This window comes from Streptomyces sp. 8L (genome assembly GCF_020176795.1).
GTDB lineage: Bacteria > Actinomycetota > Actinomycetes > Streptomycetales > Streptomycetaceae > Streptomyces.
The window spans coordinates 1-13,323 of sequence record NZ_JAIUKE010000161.1; the positions used below are offsets into that span (position 1 = coordinate 1).

11 protein-coding genes are annotated in these 13,323 nt (G+C 71.3%); 7 read left to right on the forward strand and 4 right to left on the reverse strand.

Annotated features, from left to right (window positions below; all coding sequences use genetic code 11):
* Window positions 1-19 precede the first annotated feature (19 nt).
* Window positions 20-319, forward strand: coding sequence for a divalent-cation tolerance protein CutA (gene cutA / locus LCE31_RS15220; RefSeq protein WP_225014801.1), 300 nt, complete (start codon window positions 20-22; stop codon window positions 317-319).
* A 396-nt stretch (window positions 320-715) separates the two neighbouring features.
* Here the strand turns inward: cutA and LCE31_RS15225 are convergent, their stop codons facing one another.
* The 3 genes from LCE31_RS15225 to LCE31_RS15235 form a co-directional block, all read right to left on the reverse strand.
* Window positions 716-4,750 carry a glycoside hydrolase family 3 C-terminal domain-containing protein gene (locus tag LCE31_RS15225; RefSeq protein WP_225014792.1) on the reverse strand — a complete coding sequence of 1,345 codons (4,035 nt, stop codon included), beginning with the start codon at window positions 4,748-4,750 and terminating at the stop codon, window positions 716-718.
* Window positions 4,751-5,320: 570 nt separating this feature from the next.
* Window positions 5,321-5,467 carry a hypothetical protein gene (locus LCE31_RS15230; RefSeq protein ID WP_225014793.1) on the reverse strand — a complete coding sequence of 49 codons (147 nt, stop codon included), beginning with the start codon at window positions 5,465-5,467 and terminating at the stop codon, window positions 5,321-5,323.
* Window positions 5,468-5,974: 507 nt separating this feature from the next.
* A complete protein-coding gene (locus tag LCE31_RS15235) occupies window positions 5,975-6,235 on the reverse strand; it encodes a hypothetical protein (RefSeq protein WP_225014794.1) in 261 nt (86 codons plus the stop codon).
* A gap of 427 nt (window positions 6,236-6,662) precedes the next feature.
* On the opposite strand from LCE31_RS15235, the gene LCE31_RS15240 reads away from it, so the two are divergent.
* The 4 genes from LCE31_RS15240 (at window position 6,663) to LCE31_RS15255 (ending at window position 9,464) form a co-directional block, all read left to right on the forward strand.
* On the forward strand, window positions 6,663-7,868 hold the full coding sequence (locus LCE31_RS15240) for a helix-turn-helix transcriptional regulator (protein ID WP_225014795.1): 1,206 nt from the start codon (window positions 6,663-6,665) through the stop codon (window positions 7,866-7,868).
* A gap of 172 nt (window positions 7,869-8,040) precedes the next feature.
* Window positions 8,041-8,238 (forward strand): hypothetical protein, encoded by a 198-nt coding sequence (locus LCE31_RS15245; protein WP_225014796.1) that lies wholly within the window; start codon window positions 8,041-8,043, stop codon window positions 8,236-8,238.
* A 186-nt stretch (window positions 8,239-8,424) separates the two neighbouring features.
* Window positions 8,425-8,646: a hypothetical protein gene (locus tag LCE31_RS15250; protein WP_225014797.1), complete on the forward strand. Its 222-nt coding sequence runs from the start codon at window positions 8,425-8,427 to the stop codon at window positions 8,644-8,646.
* A 107-nt stretch (window positions 8,647-8,753) separates the two neighbouring features.
* On the forward strand, window positions 8,754-9,464 hold the full coding sequence (locus LCE31_RS15255) for a hypothetical protein (RefSeq protein ID WP_308042253.1): 711 nt from the start codon (window positions 8,754-8,756) through the stop codon (window positions 9,462-9,464).
* Window positions 9,465-9,607: 143 nt separating this feature from the next.
* On the opposite strand, the gene LCE31_RS15260 is transcribed toward LCE31_RS15255, so the two are convergent.
* Window positions 9,608-11,725: a restriction endonuclease gene (locus tag LCE31_RS15260; RefSeq protein ID WP_225014798.1), complete on the reverse strand. Its 2,118-nt coding sequence runs from the start codon at window positions 11,723-11,725 to the stop codon at window positions 9,608-9,610.
* A 355-nt stretch (window positions 11,726-12,080) separates the two neighbouring features.
* On the opposite strand from LCE31_RS15260, the gene LCE31_RS15265 reads away from it, so the two are divergent.
* Window positions 12,081-12,557: a VOC family protein gene (locus tag LCE31_RS15265; protein WP_225014799.1), complete on the forward strand. Its 477-nt coding sequence runs from the start codon at window positions 12,081-12,083 to the stop codon at window positions 12,555-12,557.
* Between the two features lie 100 nt (window positions 12,558-12,657).
* A complete protein-coding gene (locus tag LCE31_RS15270) occupies window positions 12,658-13,254 on the forward strand; it encodes a TetR/AcrR family transcriptional regulator (RefSeq protein WP_225014800.1) in 597 nt (198 codons plus the stop codon).
* The last annotated feature ends 69 nt before the right edge of the window (window positions 13,255-13,323 follow it).

Here is a 13,323-nt window from a genome sequence, read left to right on the forward strand (position 1 = left end):
TAGCGTGGGGGCCCCGGTGTTGCCCCGGCCCGCCGGCGGGGTCTCGTCGGGCAGCGCGGGGCCACGCGCGGGGCCGGCGAGGGTGGCGGCCTGTGCGCAGGTCGAGGGGCCCGTCACGTCCGTCTACCGCTGGGAGGGCGCCGTACGGAACGACCAGGAGTGGCGGGTGCTGTACAAGACCACGGCGGAGCGTTTCCCCGCGCTGGAGGCGCAGATCCGCGGCGTCCACGACTACGACGTCCCGGAGATCATCGCGACTCCGATCACGCACGGCGGGAACGACTACCTGACGTGGATTCGGGACGAGACCTCGGCTTGACCGGACGAGATCTCGGCTTGGCCGGACGAGATCTCGGCTTGGCCGGACGAAATCTCGGCTTGATCCGACAAGACCTCGGCTGACCGGCCGGGGCCTCGGCTGCCGGACGAGAGTTCGACTTGACCGGGCCGGGACCCACATCTGATTCCCGGGGGCCAAAACACCGACGGTGTACGCCTGTTCCGCGCGCCCAGCCCGAAAGCGTCGAGCCGCCCGGTGAACGCCCGACCGCCGAATCCGGCTGCTGCCACCGGCACCACGCCTCGGCGGGCACGCGAAGGGCCCCCATCCCCCGGAGTCCGGGCGATGGGGGCCCTTCATGGTGGCCCCGGTGTCAGGCGGGTTCGTGCCGCCGGCGCCGGACGATCTCGTTCGACTCGCCCCGCGCCTGCGGGACTACGAGCCGCTCGCGGGCATCAGCTGGGCCATGTTGAACCCGCCGACGTCTTTGCTGGAACCGATGCCGTCGCCCCACTGCGTGTAGCCCTTGCGGACCCCGTTGTCCTTGTCGTTGACGTCCAGCGAGAAGGAGAACACGTTGTTCGCCGTGGGTTTGACCGAGGTGAGGTCGCTCCATGGGATCGCGAGTTCGTAGAGGGTGGTGTGGGTGTCGTCGTCCCTGGTCACATGGACGGACGCGTCCGTGACCAGTCCGCTGCCCTCGGTCGGGGCGATCCACCGGTACAGCTGGGCGCCGGCCTGGGTCAGCGCGGAGCCGTACTCGTAGTGCCCGTCGACCGAGTCGGTGCTCTCCGTGGCCGACGCGCCCGGGACGCCCGAGGTCGCCGCCAGTTGCAGGCTGTCGCCCTGCCACATGTCGGCCCCGTCGGCGGGCTGGGAGAATACGTCGTCGGTGAGGTTGGCCGTGACGTAGAGGTTGCTCGCGTCCCAGTCGAGCCACACCTTGCCCGACAGGTCGGACGGGCCGCCGTAGGGCTGGGAGCCGTCCAGGGACGTGTAGGTCCCGTCGGCCGTGGTGGCCAGATCCACCGCGGGGCCGTCCTGGACCTGGGAGAGCGTCCACGAGCTGCCGAGGCTCTTGTTGACGACGGGCAGGAAGGTGACATGCCCCGAGAACGCCTCCGAGGGCAGGTCGCCGGAGATGACGCTCGTCACCGTGAAGGGGTAGGCCTTGGCGAACGCGACGTCCGGTACCGGGACTTCGACGGTGGCCGACGCCCCGGCGGCGATGGTCGCGCTGACGGGCCGGGTGCCCGACGCGTCACCGAGTTTCCAGTTGACGGCCGTCACCGTGGTGGGGGTGTCCGACGGGTTGTCCAGGACCACCTGGAGCGAACCGGAGGGCGGGTCGACGCCCTTCACGACCGGGGTGACCTGCTGCGGTGTGGCACCGGAGGTCACGGTCAGCGGGCTGACCGCGGCCTCGCTGTAGGCACCGGCCCCGCCGTCGAAGGCCGCCGTCGCGTCCAGCTCCGCCTTGGTGCCGGGCTTCGCGCTCCCCGGAACGACGACGCTCCAGGTGGCCGTCACCTTCTGGCCGGGGGCGACCTTGGACCGCGTGACCGGCGAGGTCGCCGTGGCCGTCCAGCCGCTCGGTGCCTTCAGGTTCGCCGAGAGGCCGCGGGCGGTGTGCCCGCTGGTGTTGGTGAACGTCGCCGTCGCGGTGATGGTGGTGTCCGGCTTGACGATGCCGGCCGCCTTCACACTGAACGGGTCCTGCACCACGACCGGTGTCGTGCCGGTGACACCGTCCACCGTCACCTCGATGCTCGCCGCGCCGGGTGCCCGCATGGTGACCACGCCGCGCCGGTCGACCGTGGCGACCCGGGGGTCGCTGGTGCGGTACGTGACACGGGCCTTGGACAGGTCGGCGAACGACTGGTCGTTGTCAGCCGCCTCGACGATGTGGTCCGCGGTGGCGTGCTTCTGCTCCAGCGCGGAGTCCGTGTCCGGCGCGATCATCGGGTTGGTTCCGGTGAGGTCCAGTGTGTCACCGGCCTTGAAGAGCACCTCGCTCGGCTGGACGGTGACCGACCGCACCCGCGGTGTGATGGCACCGCGTACCCGCACCGTGCCGGCGCCGGCCACGGTCGCGGAGTCGGGTCCGACGCGGAACTGGTAGTCGCCGTCGTGGACGACCTGCTTGAGCGCGCTCTCGTCCCACTGGCTGAGGTCGGCGGCCTTGACGGACAGGGTGATGTGCTGCGTGTGCCCCGGCGCGAGCACCGCCGTCTTCTTGAAGCCGACCAGCTGCTGCTTCGGTAGCTCCGTGCCCTTCACGGTGAACCGCGGCGCCGCGTAGAGCTGGGCGACCGTGGAACCCGCCGACGTACCGGTGTTCTTGACGTCGAAGCCGACCTTCACGGTGCCGTCGGCCGATACGGAACGGGCGTTGGCCTGCACATGGGAGTACGTGAAGTCCGAGTAGGACAGGCCGTATCCGAACGGGTAGGTCGGCTTGCCGGTGAAGTACATGTACGTACGGCCGAGGCCGCCGGTCTGCGACGGGGTGAGCCCGTAGCTGTCCATCGACGGGAGCTGCGCGTCGTCCGCGAACCAGGTGAAGTCCAGGTGCCCGGACGGGTTCTGCCTGCCGAACAGCACCGAGGCGAGCGCGTCGCCCTGGCTCTCGCCGTTGTAGCCGCTGAACAGGATCGCCGGGAAGTCCTTCTGGGCCGCCTCGATGTCGTACGGGCCGTCGGCCTGCATGACCATCGCCGTACGCGGGTTGCCGAGCTCGGCGACCTGGCTGATCAGCGAGTCGTAGTTGCCGGGCAGCGCCATCGTGGAGCGGTCCGTGCCCTCGTCGGCCACGGCCATGTCGGAGCCGGCGACCACGAGCACCAGGTCCGCGGCCTTGATCGCGTTCTGCGTCGCGGCGGAGCACGACGCGGGCGTCTTGGCGGTCGTGGAGGTGCCGCAGGCGTCGAACGTGACGGTCGCCGACGGGTTGGCGGCCTTGACCGCCGCGGTGATCCCCTGGACGGCGTCGACCTTCTTCGTCGGCCGGCCCGAATAGCCGCCGAGCGTGGTCGTGTTGGCCAGATCGCCGACGATGACGACATGGTTCAGTTTCGCCGGGTTCACCGGCAGCAGCGGGGCCGATGTCCCGGAGACCTTCTTGTTCTGGAGCAGCACCAGGTCCTGCTCCGCGACCTTCTCCGCCAGGGCCTGGTGTGCGGGCGACTCGATCTGGTCCTTGGTGATCCTGGTGTACGCGACCTTGCTCGCGGGGTCGAACTCGCCGGTCTCCATCCGGACCGTGAAGAGCTTGGTCAGCGCACTGTCGATCACCCCGGGCGTGAGCAGGCCGAGCGAGATCGCCGCGTCCGCGTTCTGCGTGGTCATCTCGCCGCCCGCGCAGTTCAGCTGGGTGCCGGCCCGCAGTGCGAACGCCTGGCCGCCCGCCGCCGCCGGGACCTGCTTGCCGGTGGACGTGTTCGTCCACGTCGTGCCGTTGGTCGTCCACCCCGGCGGTGCCCAGTTGTGGGCGCCGGACGAGTAGACGTCGCTGATCGCACCGCAGTCGGAGGTGGTGTACCCGCTGAACCCGTAGGTTGCCTGGAGGAGTTCGTCCACCGTGTAGGTGTCAGCGGGCGCCGGGGTGCCGTTCACCGCGTTGTAGGACGTCATGATGCCGGACACGTGCGCGTCCCCCACCAGGCTCGCGAACTGCTTGGTGTAGTAGTCCCTGATGTTCGCGTCGGTGGTGTTCGCGCTCTGCGTGTGCCGGCTGTTCTCGTCGTTGTTCAGGGCGTAGTGCTTTGCGGTCGCGGCGACCTTCAGGTACGGGGTCTGCCGCTTGCCGGTGATCGTCTGGCCCTGGTACCCGTCGACGAACGCGTCGGCCATCGTGGACGCGAGGAACGTGTCCTCGCCGAACGACTCGTTGGTACGTCCCCAGCGCGGGTCACGGTCCATGTTGACCGTCGGCGCCCAGAAGGTGAGGTCGCCGTAGTCCGACTTGGACGGGCCGAGGTTGTTCTGCCCCTTCCCGAAGAGCGACTTGTCGAGGGTGCCGCGCACCTCGTCGGAGATCGCGGTGGTCTCCTTGTACGTCAGCTCCGGGTCCCAGGACATCGCGGACGCGAAGTTCACCGGGAAGCTGGTGGCCGTCACGTCGAGCGCGCCCTGCCCGCCCGCCTCGGCGTCGGCGCCGAGCCGGTTGATGCCGTGCTGCCCCTCGCTCCAGTACGTGTACTGCTGGACCCCGAGCCGCGGGATGGCGGGCGCGTCGTTGGTCTGGAGCTGGGCGACCCGCTCCGCCGGCGTCATCCGCGACACCAGATCGGCCGCGCGCTGAGCGAACGAGTAGTGCGTGTCCAGGTAGACCGGTTGCGTCGGGGCGGCGGACGGCGCCGCCTGCCGCGGGTTCGCCTGCGCCGCCGCCGGTATCCCGGCGACCACACCCACCGCCACCGCGGCGGCCAGTGCCCGTCCGGCCGTTGATCTGAGACTTCGGGAGTGCATGGATCTCCTTCACGTCATACGCCGCTGGGGCGCAGGTGCATGGGGAGCACGCCGGCACCGTCGGTGGTGGCCTGCGCGTGGTGCACGACGACCGGGCGGCCGGGAGCGACGCGGACGCCTTCCCGATGCCCACGGCCCCGCCGCGGGCCCGATCGGGGTCCTGGCGGAGGCCACGGCGGCCCGATCCGGAGCCGACAACGTTGTCAACACCGCGAGAAAGCAACCGCGTTCTGTGGTTCGCACGGAACGTATGGGGATTACTCACACACTGTTCAGCTTGCTCTGAGACAAAGTCAAGACTCGTTCAACGGGGTATAGAGGGCAGGCGAATTGGCACGTATGCCCACACTGTTGTCCCGCGCCGGATTTTGCCGTCCATATCGGGGCGGGGCTTGTGTGGTGCTTGGCGATGGTTCGTGACGTTCGCCCGTACGGAAGCCGGTGAGTGGTCCGCCTCCGCGATCTCCGGGGCGCGGGGCGGGGGTTGCGCGCTTGCGCTGTGAAGCGCTTTCTCCGCTGTTCGCGTTGCGCTTGTGGCGCTGCGGGGGCGATCCAGGGCACCGCGTCGTGCTACGCCTGCGCCTGAGGCAGTTGCCCGTGCGCGTGCAGGAGGATGCGGACCTCGGCCACGGCGTCGAACTCCTGAAGCCGGGTGAGTACGACCCGGACGCGTGAGGCGGTACGGTCGCCGGCCGGGTCGGTCGACATCCGGATCACGTGTTCAGCATGGGCCGCGGCCTGTTCCGGCTCGTTTCCCCGGGGCTGACCCGGTACGCCCAGTCGGGTGCCTCGGGGCGCCGCCCCCGACGGACGCCTCGTGAGCCTGCCCCAGGGCCGCGACGGTGGGCCCGCTCTCAGCCGCCTCGGCGTGGGCCCGGGTCACGCACTCAAAGAACACGCCTCAGCTGGCGCATCGGGTCGCGCCTCTTCAACTGCCGCGCTCGCGAGGTCCACACCTCAGTTCGCGGAACGCGGGAGCGATCGGGTCTCCCCCGGCCACCACAGCGGGACAGGGCAAGTTCGGGCGGAGGTTCCTGAACTCCCGGCGGCCCCGGGCCGGGTGAGCCGACCGGGCGGCTGCCGCCGGCTGCACCGCCGCTACCGCCGCAGGCGTGATGGGCGCTATGGGCGCGAACCCGAGCGCTTCCTCGCCCTCGCGGGTATCACCGCAACCTCATCCGCTACCGCCGAGTCACCGAGTGAGGTGACGCTCGGCCAGCCCGGTCAGCGCCATTGCGGCGGGATGTTGGCGAGTTGACTCAGCAGATCCCAGTCCGCCGGTTTCCGCTGCGGCTCGTGCCACCGCGCACCGTGACCGACCCAGTAGCCGCGCAGCTCGCGGACTTGCGTCACGGTGTCATCACCGATGCCGGACTCGTTGTAGCAGCACTCGCAGATGACGTACCGAGGAAACCCGTGCTCGTAGAGAACCTCCCCATCATCCAGACCACAGATGCGGCAAGCGGTCTCAACCGAGGTCTCCATCAACACAGACTATCGGCCCCACCACATGCAACGCCGTCTTGAGACAGACGGCTGACCGCTTCAGCCGCTCGCCCACGGCGAGCACGCCGTCTGGCCCCCCGGCCCCGGGCGTTGGCCGGGCCTTCCCGACGACGGTGAACGCGCCCCCCGAACCGCTTACGCCGCTCGTCCACAGCGTCTCCCGTTCAGTGTGTCCGCGCCGTAGGCCGCTCACGTACCGTAGCCCCTGTGGTCCGATGTGTGACAGTGGCAGCCTGCGAGCGCGGCGGACGCTTCGAGACCGAGGGCGGTGGGCTGCCCGGCACTTCTGCCTCTCCTACACCCACCTGGGCGGCCTGCCGAAGGCCGATCCATGAGCCCGACGGAGGCGTGGCCGCGTGGCACGGCAGCAGTACCTTGGACGCAACACCTTCATGCGGGGGTAGACATGAACCATTCCATCGGGGATCGCATCCGCAGCCTGCGCGAGTTCCGCGACATCACCCAGGAGGAACTCGCCGAGCGAGCGGGCGTGTCCGTCGATACCATTCGCAAGCTCGAACAGGGTCGTCGGCAGACCGCGCGCATCGACACGTTGCGGCTCCTCGCCCGAGCCCTGGACGTCCAGCTCGAGCGCCTGGTCGGGCAGCCCACCGTGACGGAGCAGCTCAGCGACGACGGCGGCCTGCTCGCCCTCCGGGACGCCATCCAGGACATCGGCGCCCTGCCTGGCGTCCTGGCCGACGATCTCGACGAAGACCCCCCGGACGCCGACGTCTGGTCGTCGTCGGTGGCAAGGGCAACCAACCTGTACTGGGCAGGCGCGTATTCGCAGCTGTCCGGCATGCTGCCGCTACTCCTGCGCGACGGGCGCGCCGCCGCCCGCCAGTCCGACAGCGAGCTCGTGTGGGCGGGGCTCGCGCTCGCGTACCAACTGGCCGCCTCCCTGGCCACGCAGGCAGGCCATACGGACTGGGCCTTCCAGGCCGTCGAGAAGCAACTGGACGCCGCCCGGCGGGCATCGGACCCGCTCGCGGAGGGTATGGGGGTCAGCACCCTGTCCTGGGTGTTGTTGCGCCAGGGTCGCTGGGAACAAGCGCAAGGCATCGCCGAGCGCAAGGCTGACGCGCTGGAGCCGTCGTTCCGCCGGGCCACCGCCGAGCAATTCGCGGTATACGGCAATCTGCTGGTGGCGGCGGCGACTCCTGCCGCTCGTCGCGACCAGCACGACGAGGCCATGCGATTGCTCACGGTCGCCGAAGCCGCGGCCACTCGCTCCGGACCGGTACGCGCCTACGGCAGCGTGTTCTCACCCGTCGACGTACGGACCCAGAAGGTGAACATCTCGCTGGCAGGGCGGGTGGACCGGCCGGACGAGGCGCTGAGGCACGCAAGCCGAGTCGATGTGGCAGAGATCAGTCGCCCCGTGCACTCGGCCTCGTACCGCGTGGACGTCGCGCAGGCGCGGTACCGGACCGGCGACGCGGAGGGTGCTCTGGGCACGCTCATGGAGGTGGAGCGCGACCAGCCGGAATGGATCAAGTTCCAGGCGCTCGCGACGAGCACCGTAAGGGAGATGCTGGAGGCTGAGCGTCGCCGGAACACCCCGCTGAGGAGCCTCGCCGCGCGGCTGGGAGTCGACCCGACTCTCTGAGCGGAGTAGGACACGGCGTCCTACCCGAGCGCCGATCGAGATCCCGGGTGGTGCACAACGTCACTGGGCTGCGACCGGACGCGTACATAGCGTGAAGGGCACGTTGAGGTCTCGGCCGAACCCCCACCCGACAGGTGGCCGACACCTCCTTCATCAGCCCAGGGAGCAGGCCATGTCCGTCACCGTGAAGCCCTTACCGTGTGTCGCGATCTCCGAGTTGACCGACGAGCAGCGGCGCGGCGCGACGTGCGTCTACTGCGGGGTCACCGTACGGACCGGCAGCGCCGTCGACCTCGGCGAGCGCCGGGACGCGGACAACGTCCGCGTCTTCCCCCGCGCGCACCCCGAATGCGCCGAGGCCGCGCAGTGAACCGCCCGTGCACAGAGGCAGGTTGGTGCCACTGGCACCACGCCGGGGCACCGGCCCTCGCCCTGATCTCCGTCGCGCCGGCCGTCGGTGGCCGGGACCTCTACGCCTGCGCGGAGTGCCGCACCACCTACCGCCTCTCCCCCGCCGTCGACGCACCCGCCGGGGCGAGCCGGGAGGCCGGGACCGATGGCTGACGCCTCGGCCGCGCAGTCCTGCGTCGCGTGTGGAAGCAGCCTCACGACATACGCGGGCAGCGTCGAACGCGGCTCCGGCATCCACACCCTGTGGGCCTGCCACCGACACCTGGACACGGTCACGGCACAGGTCCGGACGGTGGAGGACCAGGAGGACTTCTTCCTCAGCCTCGCCCGCCGCAACAAACCCGGCCGCAGGCCGCCCAACCCCTGAACCACTCCGGGGGCCTGGCTGGAGCCGGAGAGCGGTCTGCCCATGCTCGCCGCCATGGCGGACCTGTTGGAGAGGAAATCCTCAGCCACCGCCTCGGCGAGGACCTGGTGACGTCCGTCGAGGTCGATCCGGATGTCTCGGTCCGCGCGGCCACGGCCCTGTGGACCGTCGGCTACGCGCCGCACCTCGTGGTCGGTGACGGCCTGCTCGGCCACGCGTCCGGCGGGCCGTACGACCGGCTGATCGTCACGTGCGGGATCGTCGAGCCGCCGACCGCCTGGCTCGAACAGGTCCGGCCCGGGGGCATCATCCTGGCCACCCTGTGCGGCTGGCTGCACTCCTCCGCGCTCGCACGGCTCACGGTCGACGCGGATGGCACCGCGCGCGGCCGGTTCCTGGACGGGCAGATCTCGTTCATGCTCGCGCGGCCTCAACTGCCGCCTCCGCTGGGCGTGCTGCCCGACCTCGGTGCGGGTACGGAGCGGCTCGCGGATGTCGGGCCCGACGCCCTGGACGATTGGAACACGCGGTTCGTCGCGCAGCTCGCCGCACCGTGCGCCCAGCGCTTCAGCCTGGAGCGGGACGGCGTCATGGAGACCGTCTTCCTCGATGTCGCGGCGGGATCGTGGGCGGCGCTGCGGCCGGTGGAAGGGGGGTGGACCGTGCGCCAGGGCGGCCCCGCGACGCTGTGGGACGCCGTCGAGGACACCGTGGGCCGGTACCGGCGCGACGGGGCCCCCGCGCTGGCGCGGTTCGAGGTCGCCTTCGGCCCTGAGGGGGTGTCGGTCACCTGGCCGGCGGCGGGATCGGGGCGGTGAGCGCGGCGGGGGACTCCTCCTCGGCCGGGGCCGGTTGCCGCTCTACGCGGAGTGGACGGCGCGGACGCCCCCGGTGCGCCCGACGGAGGCCGGTCCGTGAGGCCGGGCCCGCGCAACGGGACGTGACGGGCGGCCCCCGCGCCCTACTCCACTTCTATGCCGAAGTCCTCCACCAGCGCCTCAAGGCCGCCCCGGTAGCCCTTTCCGCCGACCACGAAGTCCCAGTCGCCGCCCTCGCGGCGCCGGAACGAGCCGAGGACCAGGGCCGTTTCGCCCGGCCTGCCGTCGGAGACCTCCAGGCGGTCCAGCTCGGTGCCCGACGCGTCGCGCAGCCGGATGCCCGCGTCCGTGAAGCCCGAGAGGTCGGATTCGGGGTTGGCGACCGGGTCCACCGCCGCGACCAGGACCAGCCGGTCGGCGCCGGGCGGCAGGCCGTCGAAGCCTACCCGGACGGCCGCGCGGGCGCCCGCGACCGGTTCGACCATCGCGACCGAACCGTCCGGCGTGCGCGGGTTGTTGAAGAACACGAAGTGGTCGTCGCTGAGCACGCGCGTGCCCCGGCACACCAGCGCGCACACGTCGAGGGCCACATCGCCCGCCCATGTCATGCCGAGGGTGTTCGCGTCCGGGTCGGCCGACGCGTCCACCAGTGTGTCGCCGCCGCCCGGCGCGCTCGCCGTGCCTCCCGTGCGCTGTTCCGGCACGGCGGTACGCGGGCCGAGCCTGCCGCGCAGCCCGTACCGGTGCAGCAGCTCCACCAGCTCGGGCCCCGAGACCAGTTGCAGCGGCTTGCCGTTGGCGAAGGCGCGCGAGCCGTTGCCGAACCCCGAAGTCGTCACCAGCAGGCCCTTGTTGGCGCCCTGGTCCTGGACCGTCCCGTACAGGTCGCGCACCGCCGTCGGCGGCACGGTGTTGCGGTACCGCTTGACCTGCACCACGATCTTGCCGCCGCTGATCGGGTCCGGGTCGAGCGCGTCCACGTCGACACCGCCGTCGCCCGACCTGATGGTCGTCAGCGCCCGCATCCCGCGCGCCCGGAACAGCTCGGCGACCAGCTCCTCGAACTCCAGCGGGTCCATCTCGAACAGGTCGGGCTCCTCGCCCCCGCCGTGCGAGACCACGACGCCCGTGCCCACCTCCGCCGGCCGCCGCACGGCCGGAACCGCCGCCAACTGGTCCGGTTTCGTGGACAGTTGTCCGCGCAATCCGTCCACCAGGCAGTCCACCGGGCTCACCAGCTCCAGGTTGAGCGCCTCGAAGTCGTCCCGCTCGACCGCGACCGAGGCGAGGACGACGCGGGTGTGCCGGCCCGTCGCCGGGTCCGGGCCCTCCGCGAAGCCGTTGAACCGGACCGCGCGCACGGTGCGGAACTCGTCCGCCGCGAAGACGTCCCGCAGCACCAGCAGCACGCTCTGTGCGAGGGCCTCCCGGTACAGCGCGCGCCGCTGTGTCACCGGCCGCGCCACCTCGCGCTCCTCGTCGGCGCTCGCCACGTACCGTACGGACTTGAACTCCGGCACCACCTCGAACGGCGGCAGCTCCCACTCCAGCACCAGCTCGGCCGCGCCCCGGTCGTACGCGGCGCTCACCTGGCGCGGGAACTCCTCAGGCCATGCCGTCGACGCGTACAGCGCGGCCGTGAAGTACTCCACGACCGTTTCCGCGTCGCCGTCCCGCAGGCCCGCCTCCATGGCGCGGACGGCGTCGTTGTGACGGTCGGTCTCGGCCCGTACGCCCGCCGCCCAGGCGTCGTACTGGCGCCGGTACGCGTCGAGTTGGCGCGTACGCTGCTCCTCCGCGTGACGCGCGGCCTCCAGGTCGTGCGCGTACCGCAGCTCCGCCTCCTCGCGCGCGGCCTGCCGCCGCGCGTGCGACCAGCCGCGCCCCTGGGGCTGGTAGCGGGCCGGGTCCGGCAGGGGGACGGGCTGTGCGAGCGCCCCCGGCGCGAACGGCTCCAGCGGGCCGTGCGTCCGCAGCAGCGACGCCGCGCGGAACGGCTCGACGCCGCAGCCCTTCACCAGCAGCCCCGACAGCTCCGCGACCCGCCCGTCGAGTTCGGCCGTACGGCGCTGCGCCTCGGCCTCCCGCTCTCGCCGGTACTGCGCCTGCTGCTCACGGCCGGCGCGCGCCGCCGCCTGCCGTTGCCGGGTCTGTTCACGCTCGTAGGCGGCCCGCTCCCGCTGCTGCGCCTCGTACTGTCGCTGCTGCTGACGCTGCGCCTGGGCCCAGTTCCCCGCCAGCCCGCCGGCACCTCGACTCATTGGCCACGACCCTCCCCACGCGAAGACGCGCGACCGCCGCGTTCCGCTCGTTCCGCTCGCCCTGTGCGCACCGCGCACGCCACTCACGCCGCGCGCGCCGCCCGCCCTGTTCATCCGAAAGGGCAATTGTCCAGGATGGCCCGGGCGGTGGCGACGGGGCGGTCCAAGATCTCCGATTCGCGCCGGAACCTTCGATGAGTTTTGACCGTGGCACCGGTCTCATCACCGTAAACAGGTGTATGACGGCGTACGGCGGCATAGGGCTGCCTACGGCGGAGTGGGCCGGTCGCCGGTCGTGGCGGCATACCGCACCGCGGCCGTGACCGCCGAGACGCCTCTTATCAGGAGGGACACGATGCCGAAGCTCACCCCGAACCTGTGGTTCGACCAGAACGGCATGGAAGCGGCCGAGTACTACGTCTCCGTCTTCCCGAACTCGAAGATCAACCGTGTCTCCCACTACGGCGACGCGAATCCCGACCGGAAGGGCACCGTCCTGACGGTCGACTTCGAGCTGGACGGCCAGCCCTACACGATCATCAACGGCGGCCCGCAGTTCTCGTTCGACGAGGCCGTCTCGTTCGTCATCGACTGCGCCGACCAGGGCGAGGTCGACGCGTACTGGGACCGGCTGGTCGGCGACGGCGGCCAGGAGGGGCCCTGCGGCTGGCTGAAGGACAAGTACGGGCTGTCCTGGCAGGTCGTGCCCCGGGGCGCGGTCGAACTGGTCACGGACCCGGACCCCGCGCGGGCCGACCGCGCCATGAAGGCCATGTTCGGCATGAAGAAGCTGGACCTGGCGGCGCTCAGCGCGGCGGCGGACGGCGCCTGACCGGGCGTGACGGGCGGGCCGGCCGGCTGGTCGGCCGGCTGGTCGGCCGGCCGGCCGGCCGATAAGAACATCCGTTCCGATGTAGTGTACGTTTGTTCTTATGGAGAGGACAGAAGCGTCCACCGGCACGGCCGAGGGGCGTCGCGCGCGGCGGCACGATCCGGAGCGCAGGACCCGCGTCCTGGATGCCGCGCTCGACGTGCTCGTCGCGGACGGGGTGGCCGGCCTCACGCACCGGAAGGTCGCGTCGCGCGCGGATGTGCCGCTCGGCTCGGTCACGTACCACTTCGCGAGCCTGGCGGAGCTGCGCGGCGAGGCGTTCCGCTGGTACGTCGAGGCGCGGAGCGGCGAGTTCGAGGCCCTCTTCGCGGCCGTGCGGACGCCGGAGGACCTGGTCGACGTGCTGGTGGAACTCGTGCAGGGCGGTCCGTCCAGGCGCCGCAGCGCCGTGCTCGGCTTCGAACTGCACCTGGCGGCCCTGCGCGATCCGGCTCTGCGCGTGCTGACCCAGGAGTGGACCAGGGCGAGCCGCGCCGTGCTGGCCCGCTTCACCGGCGCGGAGACCGCCGCCCGCCTCGACGCCCTGCTGGAGGGCATGATCCTGCACGCGCTCCTCACGACGGAGCCGCAGTCGCGGGAGGAGACACGGGCGGCCGTCGTCGCGGCGGTGGCACCGGTGTCCGGATGGCGGGCATGAGCGACGCCGAGTCCGCGGATTCGTGGGCGGATGGCCCCGCCGGTCCGTGAACCGGCCCCGGCCCCGCAC